This window comes from Streptomyces sp. NPDC004658, assembly GCF_040609555.1.
Classification (GTDB): Bacteria; Actinomycetota; Actinomycetes; order Streptomycetales; family Streptomycetaceae; genus Streptomyces.
In genome coordinates, this window is the sequence record NZ_JBEXKG010000147.1 from 1 (window position 1) to 19,432 (window position 19,432).

Annotated in this window: 18 protein-coding genes and 1 pseudogene; 14 read left to right on the forward strand and 5 right to left on the reverse strand. The window is 73.2% G+C overall.

All coding sequences use genetic code 11. The annotated features are described in order from the left end of the window. Positions 1 to 320, forward strand: a pseudogene (locus ABZV94_RS33040) (MFS transporter); the annotation flags it as partial. A gap of 255 nt (positions 321 to 575) precedes the next feature. Continuing rightward, positions 576 to 2,345 (forward strand): SpoIIE family protein phosphatase, encoded by a 1,770-nt coding sequence (locus ABZV94_RS33045; protein WP_356346993.1) that lies wholly within the window; start codon positions 576 to 578, stop codon positions 2,343 to 2,345. Between the two features lies 1 nt (position 2,346). Here the strand turns inward: ABZV94_RS33045 and ABZV94_RS33050 are convergent, their stop codons facing one another. Further along, the gene (locus ABZV94_RS33050; protein WP_356346995.1) at positions 2,347 to 3,159 is read right to left on the reverse strand and encodes a GntR family transcriptional regulator; all 813 of its coding nucleotides are present in this window, start codon (positions 3,157 to 3,159) and stop codon (positions 2,347 to 2,349) included. 79 nt (positions 3,160 to 3,238) lie between these two features. Between ABZV94_RS33050 and ABZV94_RS33055 the strand changes: the two genes are divergently transcribed. Both ABZV94_RS33055 and ABZV94_RS33060 read left to right on the forward strand, forming a co-directional pair. Beyond that, complete coding sequence (locus tag ABZV94_RS33055; protein WP_356346997.1) at positions 3,239 to 4,108, forward strand: carbon-nitrogen hydrolase family protein; 870 nt, start codon at positions 3,239 to 3,241, stop codon at positions 4,106 to 4,108. Between the two features lie 73 nt (positions 4,109 to 4,181). Then, on the forward strand, positions 4,182 to 5,546 hold the full coding sequence (locus ABZV94_RS33060) for an APC family permease (RefSeq protein ID WP_356347000.1): 1,365 nt from the start codon (positions 4,182 to 4,184) through the stop codon (positions 5,544 to 5,546). A 502-nt stretch (positions 5,547 to 6,048) separates the two neighbouring features. On the opposite strand, the gene ABZV94_RS33065 is transcribed toward ABZV94_RS33060, so the two are convergent. Together ABZV94_RS33065 and ABZV94_RS33070 are read right to left on the reverse strand one after the other, a co-directional pair. Continuing rightward, positions 6,049 to 6,357 (reverse strand): hypothetical protein, encoded by a 309-nt coding sequence (locus ABZV94_RS33065; RefSeq protein WP_356347001.1) that lies wholly within the window; start codon positions 6,355 to 6,357, stop codon positions 6,049 to 6,051. A 109-nt stretch (positions 6,358 to 6,466) separates the two neighbouring features. After that, positions 6,467 to 7,312 carry an RNA polymerase sigma factor SigF gene (locus ABZV94_RS33070; protein ID WP_356347003.1) on the reverse strand — a complete coding sequence of 282 codons (846 nt, stop codon included), beginning with the start codon at positions 7,310 to 7,312 and terminating at the stop codon, positions 6,467 to 6,469. 198 nt (positions 7,313 to 7,510) lie between these two features. Here ABZV94_RS33070 and ABZV94_RS33075 point away from each other — a divergent pair, with 198 nt between their 5' ends. Beyond that, the gene (locus tag ABZV94_RS33075; RefSeq protein ID WP_356347005.1) at positions 7,511 to 7,933 is read left to right on the forward strand and encodes an ATP-binding protein; all 423 of its coding nucleotides are present in this window, start codon (positions 7,511 to 7,513) and stop codon (positions 7,931 to 7,933) included. Between the two features lie 133 nt (positions 7,934 to 8,066). Here the strand turns inward: ABZV94_RS33075 and ABZV94_RS33080 are convergent, their stop codons facing one another. Then, on the reverse strand, positions 8,067 to 8,237 hold the full coding sequence (locus tag ABZV94_RS33080) for a hypothetical protein (RefSeq protein ID WP_014673915.1): 171 nt from the start codon (positions 8,235 to 8,237) through the stop codon (positions 8,067 to 8,069). A gap of 139 nt (positions 8,238 to 8,376) precedes the next feature. Beyond that, entirely contained in the window at positions 8,377 to 8,772 is a 396-nt protein-coding gene (locus ABZV94_RS33085) for a CBS domain-containing protein (RefSeq protein ID WP_356347026.1), read from the reverse strand. A 249-nt stretch (positions 8,773 to 9,021) separates the two neighbouring features. On the opposite strand from ABZV94_RS33085, the gene ABZV94_RS33090 reads away from it, so the two are divergent. The 9 genes from ABZV94_RS33090 to ABZV94_RS33130 all read left to right on the forward strand — a co-directional run. Beyond that, a complete protein-coding gene (locus ABZV94_RS33090) occupies positions 9,022 to 9,519 on the forward strand; it encodes a SigE family RNA polymerase sigma factor (RefSeq protein ID WP_356347007.1) in 498 nt (165 codons plus the stop codon). Positions 9,520 to 9,584: 65 nt separating this feature from the next. Further along, on the forward strand, positions 9,585 to 10,871 hold the full coding sequence (locus ABZV94_RS33095; RefSeq protein ID WP_356347009.1) for a hypothetical protein: 1,287 nt from the start codon (positions 9,585 to 9,587) through the stop codon (positions 10,869 to 10,871). A 323-nt stretch (positions 10,872 to 11,194) separates the two neighbouring features. After that, complete coding sequence (locus tag ABZV94_RS33100) at positions 11,195 to 11,707, forward strand: hypothetical protein (RefSeq protein WP_356347011.1); 513 nt, start codon at positions 11,195 to 11,197, stop codon at positions 11,705 to 11,707. Between the two features lie 381 nt (positions 11,708 to 12,088). Further along, on the forward strand, positions 12,089 to 12,628 hold the full coding sequence (locus tag ABZV94_RS33105; RefSeq protein ID WP_356347013.1) for a hypothetical protein: 540 nt from the start codon (positions 12,089 to 12,091) through the stop codon (positions 12,626 to 12,628). 151 nt (positions 12,629 to 12,779) lie between these two features. After that, complete coding sequence (locus ABZV94_RS33110; RefSeq protein WP_356347014.1) at positions 12,780 to 13,055, forward strand: hypothetical protein; 276 nt, start codon at positions 12,780 to 12,782, stop codon at positions 13,053 to 13,055. 237 nt (positions 13,056 to 13,292) lie between these two features. Further along, complete coding sequence (locus ABZV94_RS33115) at positions 13,293 to 13,532, forward strand: hypothetical protein (RefSeq protein ID WP_356347017.1); 240 nt, start codon at positions 13,293 to 13,295, stop codon at positions 13,530 to 13,532. A 567-nt stretch (positions 13,533 to 14,099) separates the two neighbouring features. Next, positions 14,100 to 15,572, forward strand: coding sequence for a sialidase family protein (locus tag ABZV94_RS33120; protein ID WP_356347019.1), 1,473 nt, complete (start codon positions 14,100 to 14,102; stop codon positions 15,570 to 15,572). 145 nt (positions 15,573 to 15,717) lie between these two features. Further along, positions 15,718 to 17,157, forward strand: a complete 1,440-nt coding sequence (locus ABZV94_RS33125) for a hypothetical protein (protein WP_356347021.1) — start codon at positions 15,718 to 15,720, stop codon at positions 17,155 to 17,157. Between the two features lie 48 nt (positions 17,158 to 17,205). Beyond that, on the forward strand, positions 17,206 to 19,432 hold a 2,227-nt coding region (locus ABZV94_RS33130; RefSeq protein ID WP_356347024.1), incomplete at its 3' end, for an ATP-binding protein.

Consider the following 19,432-nt stretch of genomic DNA (forward strand, 5'->3'; position numbering starts at 1 on the left):
CGATGCTGCCGGGCCTGCCGGGCGTCCTCGGCGGCGCCGCCCTGATCGGCGTCGGCACGGGCCTGGTCACGCCGCTCGCCTTCGCCGCGCTGGCCGCGAGCACGCCGGCGGAGCGCCTCGGCCAGACCATGGGCGCCGCCGAACTCGGCCGCGAACTCGGCGACGCGGGCGGTCCCCTCCTCGTCGCCGCCGTCGCCTCGTTCGCCACGCTCACCTCCGGCTTCGGCGCGCTCGCGGCGCTCGTCGCGGCGGGCTCGGTGGCGTCGTGCGCGCACCGTCGCCCGCTGCGGGGGGTACCCGGGCCCCGGACGCAACGGTGAACCGGCCCCCCTCACCGCCGCTTCGCCCCGGCCGGCGTACGGCCGAGTGGCGCGGGCAGCCGTGGAGGCGGGACCGTCCGCCTCGGCCGGGCGGGCCGCGACGGGTGCCCGGGAAGCCCGCGCGTGCGGCTGTCCGGGCCGGTGCGCCCGTGGTCAGGAGGGTTCCCGGCCGCGACGGGGCATACGGAAGACCAGGCGCCGACGACACCGGGCGGCACACACGCGCGGCGACCCGCGATCACAGGAGGCCACGACATGGCAGGGGCGCAGAGAGCCGGTACCGAACGGCCGCGACCAGGGGCGCAGACCCGTGCCCGGGCCCGGCTCGCCGAGGCGCTGGAGGCCATCGGCGCCGGAACGTACGTCGTCGACGAGCAGGGCCACATCCTCGCCGCGAACACCCGCGCCCAGCGGCTGCTGGGCCGGACCGCCGCGGACCTGCTCGGCCAGGACGCCCACGACCTGCTGCACCGCGGGTCCCGGGGCCAGCCGCTGCCCACGACGCAGTGCGCCATGCGCCAGGCGTTCCACGCCGGGAACGCGGCGCAGGGTCACGAGGAGTACTTCCTGCGCGGTGACGGTTCCCTGCTGCCCGTCTCCTGGATGATCGCCCCGTACGACCTCGGCGACACCGGCGACCGGCGCACCGGCACGCTCGTCGTCTTCCACACCCCCGAGCAGGTGGCCCCCGGCGAGCAACGCCCCGAGCAGGCCACCGAGTCGCTGACCGACTTCGAGCGACTGGCCCTGCTCGCCGAGACCACCACCCGGCTGACCTCCACCCTCGACGTCGAGGAGGCCCTGCGCCGGCTGGTGTCCCTGGTGCTGCCCCGGCTGGCGGACTGGGCCGTCATCGACCTGATCACCGAGCACGACGAGGTGTGGCGCACCGCCGTGGTGCACGCCGAGGACGACCGCCTGGTGCACCAGGAGGACCTGGAAGGGCCGATGCCGCCGGTGCCCGAGGAGTCCCCGATGCCCCTGTCCCGGGCCCTGCGCGGCGTGGCCTCCGCCCTGGCCGGGCCCGCCACCTACCGGGGCGCCCCGGATTCCGGCATCGCCGTCGAACAGCGCCGTCTGTTCGAGGCCACCGGCATCCACTCCGCGGCCATCGCCCCGATCCGCGGCACCCGGGAGGTCCTGGGGGCCCTCACCCTGGGCCGCGCCGAGAAGCCGGGGGACTTCACCACCGCCGACCTGCCCCTGCTGGAGGACATCGCCCGCCGCGCCGGGGTGGCACTGGACAACGCCCGCCTCTACCAGCGCCAGCGCGCGGTCGCCGAGACCATGCAGAACCACCTGCTGCCGCAGATGCCGAGGGTCCCCGGGCTCCAGATGGCCGTGCGCTACCTGCCCGCCCCGGACGCCTCCCAGGTCGGCGGCGACTGGTACGACGCCTTCACCCTGTCCGACGGTGCCACCGCCCTGGCCGTCGGCGACGTCGTGGGCCACGACCTGGAGGCCGCGGCCGGCATGGCCCAGCTGCGCAACATGCTCCGCGCCTACGCCTACGCCTGGGCCGGGAAGGAACCGCCCAGCCGTATCGTCCAACGGCTCGATGAGGCGATCATGCCCATCACCGACGTCTCCATGGCCACCCTCGTCCTCGCCCGGGTCACCCGGACGGACGCCGGCCACTGGGAGCTGACCTGGACCAACGCCGGCCATCCGCCGCCCCTGCTCGTCACCCGCGACGGCCTGGCCGACTACCTCACCGACGGCCACAGCCTGCTGCTGGGAACGGGAGTGCGCACGACCCGCCCCGACGCCACCGCGCTGCTGCCCCCGGGCTGCACCCTCCTGCTGTACACCGACGGCCTCATCGAGGCACCCGGCCACACCCTCGACGAGGGTCTGAACCGGCTGCGGCAGCACGCCGCCGCCCTCGCCCACCGCCCCCTGCCGTCCCTCACCGACCAGCTCCTGCGCCGGGTACACCCGCCCGGCCTCGACGACGTGGCCCTCCTCGCGCTGCGCACACCGACCCAGCCGGACCCGGACCGTACGGCGGCCCGGCGAGGGTGAGTCAGTCGGTTGCGCGCGGCCCGCTCCGCCCGGCCTCGGCCGTCTCCAGCAGCCCCACGAACATGGTCCGGTGGAGCACTTCCACGTGCCGGCGCGCGATGTCGGCCGCCGCCGCACTGTCACCGGCGCGCAGGGCGTCGACCAGGGCGCGGTGTTCGCGGTTGGACTCGCGCAGGGCGTCCATCGGGTAGGGCAGGTAGTAGCGGTACAGCCGCTGGAGCACCCCGCGGTAGGCCTCGGCCGCCGCGGGCACGCCGGTGGCGGCGGCGACGGCGAGGTGGAACCGCTCGTCGCAGCCGTGGAACTCCGCCCACGTCGGAACCTGGTCCATCTCGTCGGCCAGCCGCTCCAGCTGCGCCACGGCGGCCTCGTCGGCGTTGCGGGCGGCCAGGTGGGCGAGGCCGCACTCCAGGACGAGCCGCTGGTCGACGAGCGCGTGGACCTCGCTGTTCTGCGCGCGGTAGGACTCCATCGCGCCCACCACTCCCCGGGCCGGCCGCTCGGCGACCCGGGTGCCCCCGTTGCGGCCCCGGCGGCGTTCCAGGACGCCGTCCTGGCAGAGCGTGGACAGGGCGCGGCGGACGGTGATCTCCCCGACGTCGAGCGCCGCGGCGATCCGGTCGGTCGGCGGAAGCTTCTCGCCCGGGGCGAGCAGTCCCAGGTCGACGGCGAGTGCGATGCGCGCGCGCACGGTGTCCAGGGCCGTGAGCCGGCGGATGCCGTCGAGCGCGGGGGCGTTGAACGGCAGGGCCGCCGCGCCGGCCGGCTGCGCGCCCTGGCCGTCCCGGTCGGGGCTGTCCTGGGGGTGAGGCATGTCGTCAATGTAGCGAGGCCAGAAAACGAATCAAAATGAGCCTATTGATTAACAGCTCACCTTGAGCTAATTTCCTCGCATGTCCCGCCCCCTCCCCCTCGCCCTCGTCCAGGCGCCACCCCGCCCGGCGACGGCACCCCTGGCCGGATTCGCCGAGGACGTCGAGCAGCTGCTGGCCCGCTTCCCGCAGACCCGCCTCGCGGTCTACCCGGAACTGCACCTGTGCGGCGTCGACGGTCCGCCGTCGGCGACCGGACAGCTCCAGGAGGCCGCCGAGCCGCTGGACGGCCCCCGCTCCCGGCAGCTCGCCGAACTGGCCGGCGACCTCGGCATCTGGCTCGTGCCGGGCACCGTGTGCGAACGCGGCGAGCGGGGCGAGCTGTTCAACACGGCGCCGGTCTACTCGCCCGACGGCCGCCTCGTCGCCTCGTACCGCAAGATCTTTCCGTGGCGGCCGCACGAGCCGTACGACCCCGGCGACCGCTTCGTCGTGGCGGACCTGCCCGGCACCGGCCGTATCGGCCTGTCGATCTGCTACGACGCCTGGTTCCCGGAGGTGGCGCGCCAGCTGGCCTGGCTGGGCGCCGAGGTGATCGTCAACCCGGTCATGACCACCACCGCCGACCGTGCCCAGGAACTCGTCCTGGCCCGGGCCAACGCCATCGTCAACCAGGTCTTCGTGGTCAGCGTCAACACCGCCGGCCCCGCCGGCACCGGCCGCAGCCTGGTCGTCGACCCCGAGGGGCGGGTACGCGCCGAGGCCCCCGACTCGGCCGCCACCGTGCTCACCGACGTGCTCGACCTGGACGACGTCACGCGCGTCCGCACCTTCGGCACGGCGGGGCTCAACCGCATGTGGGACCAGTTCACCGACGCCGACACCCCGATCGACCTGCCGCTGTACGGCGGCCGTATCGACCCCGGCCGCTGGCGCCCCGCCACCGGCTGACCCCGCCCACCCGCTCGCCCGCCCCCCGGAGCTCGCACCGGAGCTCGCCAGGGGGCCCGCCATGGAGCCCGTTATGGAGAACGCCCCGGCCCCGGGCCTCACCCGTGCGCTGACGCTGAGATCCGTCGTCCTGTTCGGCCTCGCCTACATGACCCCGCTGATCGTGCTCGGCACGTTCGGCGTCGTGGCCGAGAGCACCGGCGGTACCGTCCCCACCGCCTATCTGCTGGCCCTGCTCGCCATGCTGTTCACCGCCCACAGCTACGGAAAGATGGCCGCCGCGCACCCCGTGGCCGGGTCGGCGTACACCTACGTCCGCAGGGCCATCGACTCCCGGGTGGGCTTCCTGATCGGCTGGGCCACCCTGCTCGACTACTTCTTCCTGCCCATGGTCATCTGGCTGATCGGCGGCGCCTACCTCCAGGCCCGGTTCCCCGGCGTGCCGTTCTGGGTGTGGATCACCGGCTTCATCGCGCTGACCACCGCCCTGAACGTGCGGGGCATCAAGACCGCCGAGCGGGCCAACGACCTGCTCATGACGTTCCAGGTGCTGGTGATCGGCATCTTCGTCGCGCTGTCCCTGCGGCACGTGGTCCACGCCGGGGGCGCCGGGGCACTGGCCGCGACGGAACCGTTCGCCAACCACGCCACCACCCTGGCGGGCGTCTCCGCCGGAGCGGCGATCGCGGCCTACTCCTTCCTCGGCTTCGACGCGGTCACCACGCTCACCGAGGAGACCATCGAGCCGCAGCGCACCATGCCCCGGGCCATCCTGCTGATCGCCCTGATCGGCGGCGGCATCTTCGTGGCCGTCGCCTGGGCCACCCAGCTCGCCCACCCCGGCAGCTCCTTCGACGACCCCAGCTCGGCCGCCTTCGAGATCGCCCGGACCATCGGCGGCGACCTGTTCTCCTCCGTCTTCCTGGCCGGCCTGGTCGTGGCCCAGTTCGCGTCCGGCATCGCCGCCCAGGCGAGCACGTCCCGGCTGCTGTACGCCATGGGCCGCGACTCCGTACTCCCGCGCCGGATCTTCGGGCGGATCCACCCGCGCTACCGCACCCCCGTCCTCAACATCCTCCTCACCGGCGCGGTCGGCCTGATCGCCCTGCGCCTGAGCGTCGCGACCTCCACCTCCTTCATCAACTTCGGCGCCTTCATCGCCTTCACGTTCGTCAACCTCGCGGTCATCGCCACGTATCTGCGCGAACGGCGCGCGGGCCGCAGCCCCGGGCCGCTGGGCCATGTGGTCGCCCCCGCGATCGGCGCCGCCGTGGACATCTGGCTGCTGACCCACCTGGACACCAAGGCCCTCGTCCTCGGCGTCACCTGGCTCGCCCTCGGCGTCTGCTACCTGGCCTACCTGACCCGGGGCTTCCGCACGCCCCCGCCGGAGCTGACCTTCGAGGAGGAGCCGTCCGGCGTCACCGAGCGGGTGTGATCCCGGACGCCGGGCCGTCGAGGGCGTCCGGCTGCGCCGACGCGACCATGGCGAGCAGGCGTGCGGCTCCGGCACGGCGTCCGGCACGTCCCGTGGGTCGGCCCGTCGACCGGTACGCGGCAGGACGGGGGGCCCCGGCCGCCGGTACGGGCCCGGCCCGCGTCGGGGCGGGTGCGCTCGGTCGCGTGACGTGCGCGGGTGCCGCCGCCGGCCACGCGTAGACCCAGCCGCGCGGGGGGACGGGCCTTGCACGACGTCGGCTGGGTGTGCCGGCGTGCTTCAGCCGCGCGGTGGCGGCCCGGTACGTGGCCCCGGCCGCCGGTACGGGCCCCGGGTGGTCAGTCGCAGCGCGCGGTGCCAGGCGGAGAAGACGCCCGCCAGCGGGAGTTCATGCCCCTCGGCCGGCCGTCCGCCGCCGCGAAGAGAGTCACCAGGCCGGGCAAGAGCGTGGCGCCGCCCGCCCGAGAACGGGTCGGACGGCGCCACGCGTCGCACCGGAGACTTAGCCGGGGAACGGCTTGCTGGCGTCCTCCTCGGCCTTGATGCACGCGTCGAGCTTCTTCTGGAGGGCGGCCGCCTCGTTGAGGGCCTTCCTGGCCGCCGCGGTCTCCCCCAGCTGCTTCAGCTTCGCGGCCTTGTCCTTGAGGGCGGCTATCTGCTGGCGCATCTGGTTCTTGTTGCACGTGATGGCGGCCTTGCTGGAGACCGCGCCCCCGCCGGCCGGCGTGGCCGCGTGTGCGGGCACCGAGGTGAGCAGGAAGCCGCCGACGACGGCCGCGGAGACGGCCAGGGCGGAGAAGCGCTTGATCATGGGTGGTGATTCCCCCGTGTGTAGCGTGAGTTGGTCGTAGGGGATCTTACAAACCCCTCCGGCCCACCCACCCGTGACCCGGCCGGCCGGCCCTGCGGCCCCGGTGTGCTCAGTTGGTGCTGAGCATCCCCTCGCGCAGGCGGCCCAGGCAGCGGGAGAGCAGGCGGGAGACGTGCATCTGCGAGACACCGAGGTGCTCGCCGATCTGGGCCTGGGTCAGTTCCTCCACGAAGCGCATGTGGATGATCTGCCGGTCCCTCTCGTCGAGTTCGGCGATCAGGGGAGCCAGGGCGTGGAAGTCCTCCACGAGTTCCAGGGCCGCGTCCTCGGTGCCGATGAAGTCCTGCAGCGCCGCTTCGCCCTCCTCGCTGCCGTTGATCGTGGCGTCGAGGGAGGCGGAGTTGTAGCCGTTGGCGGCCAGGCGTGCCTCGCGGACCTCGTCCTCGGACAGGCTCATCAGCTCCGACAGTTCCTTGTCGGTCGGGGTGCGGCCCAGCCGGCTGCGCAGCTCCTCGGTGGCGCGGGCGAGCTGGACGCGGGCCTCCTGAAGGCGACGGGGCACGTGCACGGCCCACGTGGTGTCGCGGAAGAACCGCTTGATCTCGCCGACGATGTAGGGAATGGCGAAGGAGGTGAACTCCGCCTCGCGCGCCAGCTCGAACCGGTCGATCGCCTTGATCAGGCCGATCATGCCGACCTGGACGATGTCCTCCATCTCCTCCGGCCCACGGCTGCGGAAGCGGCCGGCCGCGTAGCGGACCAGGGACATGTTCATCTCGATGAGCGTGTTGCGCGCGTAGCTGTACTCCTGGGTGCCCTCTTCGAGGACGGCCAGCTGCTCGAAGAACAGCCGGGAAAGCTCCCGGGCGTCCTTGGGTGCCACCTGTGAAGGATCGGCGACTTCGGGCAGTTCGGTGGTCTGCGTGTCGGCTGCCGTCGTGCTCGTGAGCACCATGCTGTTCCCCTCCCGCGATCGAACTGTCCCACGGCCGACCGGGGGCGGCCGGCGTCATCGGCGCGGCTACCCGCTCATCCTGCACGTACACACGGGCTCGAGAAAATCCGGACCGTGACGGGCACCGGTACGCGTGCTCCTCTCCGCGGATCCGGGGCAGACGTGGGGGACACAGCGGGACGAACGAAGGAGGAGAACATGGCCGAGGACTCCTCGGTGAGGGCGGTGGGATGGGCGCGCTCGCTGCCGGTCAGCAGCGGGGTGAAGGCGGCCCGGGACTGGACGCGCGCGCACCTGGCGACGCTCGGCTGGACCGAGAGGGATCCGGACCTGGTGGACTCGGTGCTGCTGACGGTGTCCGAGCTGGTCACCAACGCCCACGTGCACGCCCGCAGCACGGCCCAGCTGATCCTCACCTGGGACCAGGTGTGCCTGCACGTCACCGTCCACGACGCCTCTCCCCGGCTGCCCGAGCAGCGTGACCCCGGGACCGGCGCGCTGGGCGGACGCGGTCTGCTCCTGGTCGATGCCCTGGCCGACACCGTGGAGGTCCACCGTTGCCCCTACGGCAAGGACGTCACCGCGTGCTTCCAGCCGCCGAGGGCCTCGACGGCCGTCTAGGGGTGCCGTTCGGATCGCCCCGTTCCTCGCAGCCGGCCCGAGCCGAACGGCAGGGCTTGGAACCTGCACACACACGCGGGGACCGGCTGCGGTGCAGCCGGTCCCCGCGTGTGGAAGGGATGGTGGGTCAGGGTCACCATCGGTACCAGCGTCCGCGGCCACCACCGGCGGTGGTGGAGCGCATGACGAAGCCGAGCAGCCAGAGCACCAGGACGGCGACGGCGACCCACCAGAGCACCTTGATGGCGAATCCGGCGCCGAACAGAATCAGCGCGAGGAGCAGAACGAGCAGCAAGGGAACCATAGTCATCTACCTCCTGCACCACCGATTGCCCTCGGTCGGTTCCCGCATTCCTCGAAAACACCTTGTTTGTGAAGGGAAAGCGGGGGAATCAGGGGCGGGTCATTCACGCGCTCGCGATATCCGTCCCGCGCTCGGAATGTCAGTCGCTGGAGAGGACCTCCAGAAGATCGCCGACGGCCCGGTCGGGCAGGGCCCGGGCGACGTCCGCCAGGGCGACGATGCCGACCAGGCGGTGGCCGTCGACGACGGGCAGACGGCGCACCCGGTGGGACGCCATGGTGCGCAGAAGCTCCTCGGCGTCGTCGTCCGCGCCGATCGTGACGGCCTCTTCCTGCGCCAGGTCACCGGCCTTGACCGCGGCCGGGTCCTTCCCGGCGCCGAGGACCTTGACGACGATGTCCCGGTCGGTGAGAACTCCCTTGAGACGGTCGTCGGTGCCGCAGATGGGAAGCGCTCCGACGCCGAGTTCGGTCATCTTGCGGGCGGCGTCGAGAACGGTCTCCTCGGCGGCCACGCATTCCGCGCCCTTGGTCATGATGTCCCGTGCCGTGGTGGCCACTGGCCCTCCTGAAAGGTCGTATTGTCCGGGACATCTCGATTAACCCGGGACGGGCAGGCGAAACGGCCTTTGCGGAGGCGCGGGCGCGCTTTTCGCCAGGTATTCGGGAACCCGGCGCACCACTCCCCGTTCAGCGGCCGGTCGGCACCGGACGCCGCCGGGGTGTGACGCGGGAGCACCCCCACCGCGTGTAAGAGATGACGTCCGACCACGAAAGGACACACGGTGGGGGAAGCACCCGCGGACTACCTGGAGTTCGCAGCCGCCCGCAGCGGCCCGCTGTTCCGGACCGCCTGCCTGCTCACAGGCGACTGGCACCTCGCCGAGGACCTGGTGCAGGAGACCCTCGCCAAGATGTACCGCTCATGGCGGCGGATCAGCCGGGCGCAGTCCCCGGTGGCCTATGCCGACACCGTGCTCGTCCGCAGCTTCCTCTCCCAGCGCCGTCGCCGCAGCTCCACGGAGCGCCCCAGCGACCGGCTGCCCGACGCGGCCGCCCCGGCGCGGGACGCCGAGCTGCGGATGGCCCTGCTGGACGGCCTGGCCCGGATGACGGCCAAGGACCGTGCCGTGCTGGTGCTGCGCTACTGGGAGGACCGCTCGGTGGAGGAGACCGCCCAGGCCCTGCAGCTCTCGCCGGGAGCCGTGCGGACCCGGAGCATGCGCGCCCTGGAGCGGCTGCGCGCCCTGCTCGGCGACCAGCTGGCCGACCTGACCGCATGACGCGCACGGCCCGGCGGCGCTCCCCGCCCGGGCCGGCCGACGCCCCAGACGAACGGAGATCCACCATGTCACGAGACGAGGACCTTGAGCGCCGGCTGGCCCGCGCCATGACCGGGACCGCCGAACAGTTCCCGCCCCACTCCGCCGACCTGGTACGGCGTTCCATCACCCGGGGCCGGCGGATGCGGCTGGTCCGCGCCGTGCAGGTGGCCGCCGCCACGGCCGCCTTCACCGTGGTCGCCGCGGGCGGCGTCCTGGTGGGCACGGACGCCTTCGGCGGCGGGAGCGGCACACCCGGGCGGTCGACGGCCGGCGGGCCCGCACACTCCACCGTGCGGTCGCCCTCGCGTGCGCCGGCGTCCGTCAGCGCGGAGGAGATGATCCGTACGCTGAAGAGCCTGCTGCCACCCGGCGGAACCGTCTCCGCGGCCTCGGGCCGGGGCTCCGAGGCGGGCGGCGCCGCCGTCTGGCCGGCCGCCAAGCTCACCTACTCCACCGCCGCCGGCACCTCCGGCATCGACATCACCGTCGCGCGGCTGGACCCCGGTGCCTCCGCCGACCAGGCGGACCAGGGCGGCTGCCTTCCGGTGGAGGTCCGCCCGTACGACAGGTGCACCACCCGGAAGCTCCCGGGCGGCGCGGTGCTCACCACCACCAAGTCGTTCACCTACCCGAGCGGCGACACCGGCCAGAAGCGCTGGTACGTGGTGTTCACGACCCCCGGCGGGGCGCAGCTGACGGTGCAGGAGTTCGGCGGCGGCGGGGAGAAGGGCTCGGCCGACGGGGCCGACCCGCTGCTGTCGATCGCCCAGCTGACCTCCATCGTGCGCAGCCCGGCCTGGAGCAAGGCGATCGCCGCACTGCCGTCCCCGCAGGGAGCCTCCTCCGCCGGCGCGTCCGCGGCGGTGGAGCGGGTCCCCGGCGCCCGCATGACCCGGGTGCTGACGTCGCACCTGCCCCGGGGCGGAACCACTTCCGACCTGAACGCGGGCGACGGTCTGGTCCAGCTCGTCCACGACGACGGCCGCGGGAAGAACATGGTGGAGGTCGACGCGCAGTACGACATGACGGTTGCCCTGGCCGGGCACATGGGCTGCGCCGGTGTCTCCGGTCAGTGCGAGGCCACGACCCTGGCCGACGGCACCAAGGTCAAAAAGGTCAAGGGCACTTCGGAGAAGGGCGGTTCGGCCGTGGTGTGGCTGGTCGACACCCTGCGTCCGGACGGCCGCCGGGTCGCGGTGCGGGAGGTCAACTCGTACGCCGAGAGCGCCCCGGTGACGCGCCCGCGGCCGGAACTGGGCATGGACGAGCTGCTGGCGATCGCCCTCGACAAGCGCTTCTTCACCGGCTGAGCGGTGCCGGCGTTCCTGCGTGTGCGTCAACCAGGGGCCGGCACGTCCGGGGCGAGCGGGCGGCTCACCGAACCCGGGTTCCTGGACGGCCGGGGACGCCGACCAGGGTGGCGCCGGTGGCGCCGGTGAGGTCCGGGACACCCTCGACGACGAGGCCTTCGCCGGCCCGGCGGTACGAGGGCCGGTCCGCGTCGGCCGAGCAGTGCCGGTGGCCGTCGGACAGCTGCGTCGGCGCACCGGGCGCATTCCTCGCCGGCCCTCGTAAGTCCTGGCGGAGTAATAGGGTTTGGGGAATGAGGCGGGGCGGCGGACGGAGTCACGGCATGGGCTACAAGAACGAGGACGAGATCAAGCGGGCGCTGGGGATCGAATCCTGGAGGAACCTCTCCAAGGACAAGATGATCAGGTTCGCGGCCATGATGCCCGACATGGGCACCGAGGTGGCCCTGAAGATCATTGAGCAGTTCCCCTCGTTCAAGGAATTCGCCACGGACGTGGTCAACGCGATGGAGAAGTCGTTCGACTCCGCGCTCTCCGCCAACAAGCAGAGCCAGGAACATGTCCATCAGGCTTTGCGGCACATCAGGGAGATCCTCGAGCGTCAACTCGACAAGGACGACCTGAGTGGGGAGGAGCGGAAGTACATCCTCGATCTGCTGATGGAAACCGGACGACTGGACGCCCTGAAGGACAGCGAGAACAAGAAGTTCCTGCATGTCGGGCTCAAGACGCTCGCGGGTGTCGGCGCCGCCGCCCTCGCCCTCAGCGTGGCGTTCGTCGGCGGCAAGGTGATGGCCGAGAGCAAGGACAGCCCCGAGGACTCCCCGGAGGCCTGAGGCCGTCCGTCCGGGCCACCGGGACGGGAGCGCCGAACGGCACGCCGCCGAACGGCAGGCCGGTCTCGGCTCGCGGCCGGCGCGGCCATCCGGCACCCGGCCTCCCCGCCCTCCCGCGGTGGGCCAGGCGCCGGGGGACGGGGGCCGGGAGGCGGAGCGGAGCACGGTGCCGGGCAGTGTGTACGACCGCGTTCCGCGCTCGCAGCGCTGGTACCGGCCCCGTCGGCACGGGCCGCGCCGCCCCGTCGGCACGGTGGACCGCGGGGGACCAGGGGCCGGATCACCTGGACGTCCCCCGAATGCCGTTTCGCGGCATATGTCCCGCCCGTGGGGAAACTCGGATCCCGCACTCCCTTGAAGTTCGCGCGGGAGGAGTTCGACATGAGCCAGAACGGGACGAGGTCACCGGATCTTCCTCAGCCGTTGCGGGCCGTGGGCGCGGGGCTGCGCCGCCTGCCCGGGGCCGGGCAGGTGACCAGGGCTGCCGACAGCGCGCTGGACCGGATCGGAGCGGTCTCACCACGCGGTCGCCGGATGGCGGTGTACGCCGGTGCCGGGCTGCTCGGCATCACCGGGGTGGTGGAATGGCCCGTCGCCCTCACCGGCGCGGCCGTCGCCTGGCTCACCCAGCCGCGCGGCCCCCGGCAGGCCGCCCCCGACGAGACGGCCCGGCCCGCCGCCGAGGGCTTCCCTCCCGCCACGGAAGCCGAGACCCCCCTGTCCGAGGCCTACGGCCCCGGCGACAGGCTGGCACCCTCCCACTTCCGCCACGAGCACGCCGGAACCCACACCCACGAGCAACCCGCCAAGGTCGGCGACCCGGCCACGGCATCGGCGCTCAAGCAGGTCGCGGAGGCCTCGGCACATCACGACGAGACGGACACCTCAGCGGGGCACGGCACGGCGCACCGCACCGCTTGATCCACCGGTACGCGCATCGGGGCGGCACGGTCGGCCGGTGAGCCCGCCGGCCGGGGAACCGCTCACCGAGCGTCGCCCGGCGGCCCTGACGCGCGGATCCGGCCCGCCGTGAGCGGGACAGCGCGACCGACCCGGAAGGCAGGTGCGTGCCATGCGCACGTCGACCCGTATCGCCGGTGCCGTCACCGGCCTGACCCTCACCCTGGGCGGCGCGGTCCTCGCCGCTCCCGCGGCCCGGGCGGACATCCCCGCCTGCACGCGGATGGCCGAACTGGCCGGTGCCACCGCCTCCGACTCCGTCACGGCGGCCTGCGGCCGGGGCGTGGTCGGAGACCTCCAGGGGTGCGTGACCGGCCTGACCGAGGCCGGGGTGCCGGGTGGCGCCGCGACGGGTGCCTGCCGGGCGGCGGCCCACGAACCCCGCTAGAGGCCGCGCGACAGCCGCCCTGCGGCACGGGCCGGAGGCGGGGACGGCCGGTCTCCTCCTCAACCCCAGGCAGGCCCGTCTCCTCCCCAACCCCAGGCAGGCCCGCCTCCTCCCCACCCCCGGGCCTCGCCTCGCGGGCCTCTTGCGGAGTGCCCATGCTGAGTAAGAGGGCGCCGTCGTCTCCAGACGTGTCCTTCCCGAAGGCCGAACGGGGGCGCCTGAGAGGAGGAGGACGACATGCGCATGCGCAGAATCCTTGGGCTCGCCCTGGCCGCGGCCACCCTCGCCGGCGTGAGCGCCGTCGGCGCTCCAGCCCTTGCCGGTGTGAGCGCCGTCGGCGCCGTCAGCGCCGGGGCCGCCTCGTCTGCGAACATCTCCAGGGACGACTGCACGGCCGCCGGCGGACAGATCGTCTCCCGTCCCTACGCCGGCGAGGCCTGCGTGCTCCCGGACGGGACCGCGCAACCGATCACCTGAGCGGTCGGCGCACGGCCGGGCAACCAGTCCGGCCGGTGTGCCCCCTGAACGGCCTCGCCCCTGTCGTCATGCGGTGACCGACGAGGTCGTTCCGCCGGTGATTCCGCCGGTGATTCCGAAGGTGCCGGAGTCTTCCTTCCGGCGCGGCCGTTGATCGCGCCGCCGCCCGCACCGAGGTGGCCCCTCGCCGATGCGCCGGCTCACCCCCACCGTCGAAGAGGTCCAGCAGGCCGTCCCGCCGCACCCACCCGTCTGAGCCAGGGCCGACCCCGCCGGCATCGCCCGCCGGCACGCGGTCCACCGCCCGCTCCGGGGACGTGCGGGACGACGCCGTGACAGCACGTGCAAGGAGCCGACCGGCACGGTGCAGCCGCCGGTCGGCTCCGCCGTGCTCCTGGACGACCCCGAAGACGACTCCGTCGTTCGGCCCATCAAGGGCACCGGCTGCAACGCCGAAAAGGACCGAGCGGAGTCCCCGCGCTCGCGTTCCGGTACACCTCCGCGCCCCAGGCCGCTGAGACGACGGCGGCCCCGTGTCCCGGCCGATAGGCCCGGAGGAGATCCCGCATGCGCGTCTTCGTGCCCCTGACCGCCGTCACCACCGCCGCGCTCCTGCTCGTCACGGCCACCGGCGCGACTCCCGCCGCGGCGGACCGGAACACCGACGGCACGGCACTGGTCAAGGTGTCCCACGGCGACCCGTACGCGAAGTGCGCCATCGGAGCGAGGTCCCCCGACAGCGTCGTCTACCCGGCCACCGAGGTCGAGCCGTACCTGTCCGTCGATCCGCGCGACCCCAAACGCGTGGTCACCGTGTTCCAGCAGGACCGCTGGAACGACGGCGGCGCCCGCGGCCTGGCGGCCGGCTGGACCACGGACGGCCACACCTTCCACGTGAGCACGCTGCCGTTCAGCCTGTGCGCCCCCGGCGGCGCGGACTACGAACGGGCCACCGACCCCTGGGTGAGCACCGGACCGGACGGCACGGTGTACGCCGGCGGGGAGGGCGTCGACTTCGTCAAGAGCACGCGCAGCGCCCTCCTGGCCGCCACCTCCCGCGACGGCGGCCGCACTTGGCACCACCTCACCACCACGCACGTCGACGAGCAGCCGTTCTTCAACGACAAGCCGTCCCTCACCGCCGACCCGATCCGCAAGGGCACCGCCTACCAGGTCTGGAACCGCCTCGACAACGACCCACCCGGCCGCAGCTCCCTCGACGGTCCCGGCTACATCTCCGTCACCCGCGACGGCGGCCGCACCTGGAGCAGGGCCCGGAGGTTCGTCGACACCAGCGCCGTGCCCAACACCCAGACCATCGGCCATCTGATCGTCGCCGACCGGCGCACCGGCACCCTGTACGACTTCTACGACCGGATCACCCACTCCGCCGACCTGAGCACCGTCCTCGAAGCCCGCTACGAGATGGTCACCTCCACCGACGCAGCGAAGACATGGAGCCGCCCGGTCGTCGTGGCCCGGGACACCGCCGTACCGGAGGTCGACCCGAACGACCCCGACACACTGCTGCGCGCCGCGTCCACCCTGCCGAGCCCGGCCGTCGACCCGAGGACAGGCGCGCTGTACATGGCCTACGAGGGCGCGGACTTCTCCGGTGGGAAGTTCGACTCCATCCAGCTCGTACGGTCCACCGACGGCGGACGCACCTGGGGGAGGCCGGAGCTGATCAGCCCCAAGGGCGTCCCGGCCTTCTCACCGTCGATCGCGGTCACCGAGCGGGGCACGGTCGCGCTCACCTACTACGACCTGCGCCACCTCAGGCCCGGCGACACCACCACCCTGCCCACCGCCTGTCAACTGGCCACGCTGCGGCACGGAAACCCGAAGCTCCGCACCGAACGACGCATCTCGCGGATCTTCGACTGGCTCCAGGCGCCGTTCGCCGGGGGCTACTTCCTCGGCGACTACCAAGGCCTGGTGGCAGACGGCAAGGAAGTACGGGCGGTGCTCACGGAGACCCACTCCGACGCACCACGGAACCGCACGGACGTGTACACCACCAGTCTCCACACCCGCTGACCGACCCGGCCGCCGCCGACGCCACCAGGCCGTCGGCGGGCCCGACTTGCGCGCCCGTCCGCCTTCGCGTGTTCCGTCGGCGTGGAGCGCCTTGTCCGGAGGCAAGCCCGTATCGCCTCCCGCGCTGCTCCAGTAACTTTGCTCCATGGATTCGACGATTGTCCGGGACAGGCCTCCTGTCCGGCCGGGGGCCACGCATGACGCCGTCCTGGTCGTGCCCGGCATCATGGGCACGGAGTTATACGAGGCCGCCACGGGCCGCATGCTGTGGGGCATGCGCAAGGTGGCGGAGTACGCCGCCCGTTGGGACCTCGAGAACGGCATGGACGCGCTCGCGCTGACCGACGACGAGCGGGCGGGCCGACTCGGCCGGGTGGTGCCCGGCCGGCTGCTGCGGACACCTGCCTGGATGCCGCTGACCGACGGCTTCGAGCCCTACACCCCGCTGGTCAAGGGCCTGCGCAAGGCCGTCGTCCATCCGGCCGCCGTCGACGAGTTCGGCTACGACTGGCGGCTGCCCGTCGAGCACAACGCCGGCTTGCTGGCCGACAAGATCGACCAGCACCTCACCGCCTGGCGCGCCCACCCCGACTGCCGCGCGGCCACGGCCGCTGCCCCTGACCAGCGGCCCGCCCGGATCGTCCTGGTCGCGCACTCCATGGGCGGCCTGGTGACCGCGGCTCTGGGGCTGATCCCGGGCGCTCTCGATGACGTCCGTGCCGTGCTGACCGTGGGAACGCCCTTCCACGGCGCCGTCAAGGCCATGGAGATCCTCAACAGCGGCCGCGGCATGCTGGGGCTTCCCGCGAAGAACCTGAGCCGGCTGGCCCGCACCCTGCCCGGCGTGCACGACCTGCTGCCCAGCTACCGCTGCCTGGACACCGGGGACGATGTGGTGGCACTGACCCCCGGTGACGTGGAGGCCATCGGCGGTGACCGGGAACTGGGCGAGCGGGCCTTCCGATTGCACGCCCGGCTCGATGAGGTCGAGCTCCCCGGCCATCGCATCGTGGAAGGCACCGCCCAGCACACCACTCAGTCGCTGCGCATCCGGGACGGCGTGGTCGAGGCCCGGCACGTCGGCTACGACCGGCACGACGACGGTGAACTCCTGCGCGACGAGATCGGCCGGCTCGTCGAGTACGACCACGGCGGCGACGGCACCGTCTACCGCTACTCCACCACCCATCGCGACGTGGAGACCTACCCCGTCGCCCAGCAGCATGCCGCCCTCGCCGTCACCGGCTCGGTCCTCGACTTCGCCCGCGGCCTGCTCACCGGAAACCGGCGCGGCGCCCGCCTCGGCGGCACGGACGTCGGGCTCGACACTCCCGACCGGGTCCCGGTGGGCACACCCTTCGAGGTCAGGGCGCGCACCGAACAGGACCCGGACCGGGTCAGCTGCCTGGTGGAGGACGCCGGTGCGGAGGCGCTCCAGAACCCGGTCCGCAAGCCGTTGCTGACGCCCGTACCGGGGGAGGACGCGCTGCTCAGCGCCCGTGTGCTGCTCGACGACCCGGGCCTGTACCGGGTGAAGGTGGGCGCGGGCGGCGATCCGGTCACCCGGCTGGTCATGGTCGGCTGAGCGGGGTTCGGACGCGCAGAGGAAGACGACACGGGGGAGTAGGACCTCATGGACGGTGACGGGCTGGACGGGGGCCTGCCCGGCCACCTCGGCCAGGACGACGGCTTCACCATCGTCACGCTGCCGATGGACACGTACGTCGACACGAGCCGCTTCGCCGAGCTGCACGAGGTCGTGGCGGAGGCGGACGGCGTCGCCGAGCTGCTGAGCGGCTGGGGCGGCGAACACCGGCCGTGGCAGGGCGAGGACCGCACCGGCGGGGCCACCGAGGCCCGGCTGCGTGAGTGGTCCCGGGCGCGCCCGCCCCGCAACTCCATGCTGCTCTGGTTCGGCCACGGCGAGTCGAACGAGGACGACGCCCTGCTCGCCGTGCGCGGCACCGGCGCCGACGGCGAGGACGACAGCATCAAGCCCGACCAGCTGGGCGATCACATCGTCCGCCAGTTCCGCGGGCGGGCCCGCGAGGACTGCTGGGCGGTCGTGGTCGTCGAGGCGTGCGGAGCAGCTCGCTTCGTCGACCAGCTGCTGATGTACGTCGTGAACCGGCGCGCCGTCGAGCGCCTGGTGATCATCGGTTCGGGGGCCGACCAGGGCAGGGGGTACCTGGCCTCCTTCCGCGAGGTGCTCACCACGGTGCTGGGCGAGTTCTCCGGCAACTACAGCCACATACGCCTCAGGGACCTGGCGCAGCGCATCCAGGACCTGCTGGAGCCCGGCCGGGTCTGGTACCAGCTGGCCGGGGACGAGATCCTGGCCCGCCGGGACGGGGCGGCCGCACCGGTGATCATGACGCTGGAGGACTACGCGCGGCCGCGCGCGGAGGCGGCGTCCGAGGTGCCGGCCGCGGAGCGCACCCCCGTCTCGGCCGTCGCATCCACCCCGGTCCCGGTCCGGTCCCCCTCCGGCGAGCTGTCGTGGCTGTTCGTCGGGCGGTCCGCTGAGCGCGACCGGATCGCCGGCTGGCTGGCGGACGCCGATCACGGCGTGCTGGCGGTGACCGGGCCGCCCGGCTGCGGCAAGTCCGCGCTCCTCGGTCACATCCTGTTGCGCGCCGCGGGGCACGGCGAAGCGCCCGGACCCGGCCCCGCGTTGCGGCACGAGCCGTGGCCCGAGGACGTCCCGCGCCCCCGTGCCGACACCTTCCTGAACCTCACCGGCGCATCGGTCCGACAGGTCGTGGGGCAGCTCGCCGAGGTGTTCTCCGTGGCGGCTCTGCCGGACGCCTCCAACGACGACGAACGCATCCGCGCCCTCCTGGACGCCGTACGACCCGGCGAACGGCGCTGGACCCTGTTCGCCGACGCCCTGGACGCGTCCGACGACCCGAACCGGCTCGCCGACCTGCTCCGTGCGCTCGGCGCGCTGCCCGGCGTGCGCGTGGTGGTGGGCACCAGGCCGTCGTCCACCGACAGCCTCGACGTGCCGCGGGCCGCCGTGGAGGACCTCCTGGAGGGGCTGGGGTGCCCGGCGGCCGACACCCTGCGCCTGCGACCGGACCCCCAGGACCTCGCCATCTACGTGCGCGAAGCCCTGCTCGCCGAACGCGGCGCGTTCACGCACCCGGAGACCGACCTCGACGCGGCGGTCCAGCGGGTCGTCGCCCTGGTCTGCACGGCACCGCAGCCCGCGGCGGAACGCGACTTCCTCTACGCGACGCTCGCGGTCCACGAGATCATCGCCGATCCGACCCTGCTCCTGGACCGAAGACGGGCCGACCTCGCGGACCTGCTCGGCAGAGACCACCGACGGCTGTTCGCCGCCGTCGTGGCGCGGCTGCGGGACGCGCTGCCGGGCAGTACGGCCGTCCTGCGCGCCCTGGCCTTCGCACAGGGCCACGGTCTGCCCCGGGCCGAGCGGATCTGGGCCACGGTCGCCTCCGCGCTGAACGAAACCCCCGTCGACGCCGCGCTGCTGGATGCCGTGGCCAAGGCGTCGGCGCCGTACATCATGCTCGACGCCGAGGACGGACAAGCCGTTTACCGGCTGGCGCATCGCACCTTCCGCGACTTCCTCCTCGGCGGCGATCCGCAGGACACCCGGCGGGTGCGGCAGGACCGGCTGCGCGTCGTCACCGCCCTGACCCGGCTGGCCGCGGTGAAGGACGAGGGCACGACGGTCGTTCCGCGACCGCACCCCTACCTGGTGCGCCATCTCGCCGGGCACGCCGCCGAGGCGGGCACCGAGGGCTGGCGGGTGCTCGCCGCGCACCTCGGGGTGCTCGACCACCTGGACCCGGCCGCGCTGGCCGGCGCCGCGCTGCGATCGGGCGCCGGGC

Coding starts and splice junctions, on each gene's coding strand:
- ABZV94_RS33050 (WP_356346995.1), bottom strand. CDS start 3,159: ATGCCTCACCCCCAGGACAGCCCCGACCGGGACGGCCAGGGCGCGCAG.
- ABZV94_RS33055 (WP_356346997.1), top strand. CDS start 3,239: ATGTCCCGCCCCCTCCCCCTCGCCCTCGTCCAGGCGCCACCCCGCCCG.
- ABZV94_RS33120 (WP_356347019.1), top strand. CDS start 14,100: ATGCGCGTCTTCGTGCCCCTGACCGCCGTCACCACCGCCGCGCTCCTG.
- ABZV94_RS33125 (WP_356347021.1), top strand. CDS start 15,718: ATGGATTCGACGATTGTCCGGGACAGGCCTCCTGTCCGGCCGGGGGCC.
- ABZV94_RS33070 (WP_356347003.1), bottom strand. CDS start 7,312: ATGGTGCTCACGAGCACGACGGCAGCCGACACGCAGACCACCGAACTG.
- ABZV94_RS33100 (WP_356347011.1), top strand. CDS start 11,195: ATGGGCTACAAGAACGAGGACGAGATCAAGCGGGCGCTGGGGATCGAA.
- ABZV94_RS33075 (WP_356347005.1), top strand. CDS start 7,511: ATGGCCGAGGACTCCTCGGTGAGGGCGGTGGGATGGGCGCGCTCGCTG.
- ABZV94_RS33080 (WP_014673915.1), bottom strand. CDS start 8,237: ATGGTTCCCTTGCTGCTCGTTCTGCTCCTCGCGCTGATTCTGTTCGGC.
- ABZV94_RS33065 (WP_356347001.1), bottom strand. CDS start 6,357: ATGATCAAGCGCTTCTCCGCCCTGGCCGTCTCCGCGGCCGTCGTCGGC.
- ABZV94_RS33060 (WP_356347000.1), top strand. CDS start 4,182: ATGGAGAACGCCCCGGCCCCGGGCCTCACCCGTGCGCTGACGCTGAGA.
- ABZV94_RS33085 (WP_356347026.1), bottom strand. CDS start 8,772: ATGACCAAGGGCGCGGAATGCGTGGCCGCCGAGGAGACCGTTCTCGAC.
- ABZV94_RS33045 (WP_356346993.1), top strand. CDS start 576: ATGGCAGGGGCGCAGAGAGCCGGTACCGAACGGCCGCGACCAGGGGCG.
- ABZV94_RS33115 (WP_356347017.1), top strand. CDS start 13,293: ATGCGCATGCGCAGAATCCTTGGGCTCGCCCTGGCCGCGGCCACCCTC.
- ABZV94_RS33110 (WP_356347014.1), top strand. CDS start 12,780: ATGCGCACGTCGACCCGTATCGCCGGTGCCGTCACCGGCCTGACCCTC.
- ABZV94_RS33095 (WP_356347009.1), top strand. CDS start 9,585: ATGTCACGAGACGAGGACCTTGAGCGCCGGCTGGCCCGCGCCATGACC.
- ABZV94_RS33105 (WP_356347013.1), top strand. CDS start 12,089: ATGAGCCAGAACGGGACGAGGTCACCGGATCTTCCTCAGCCGTTGCGG.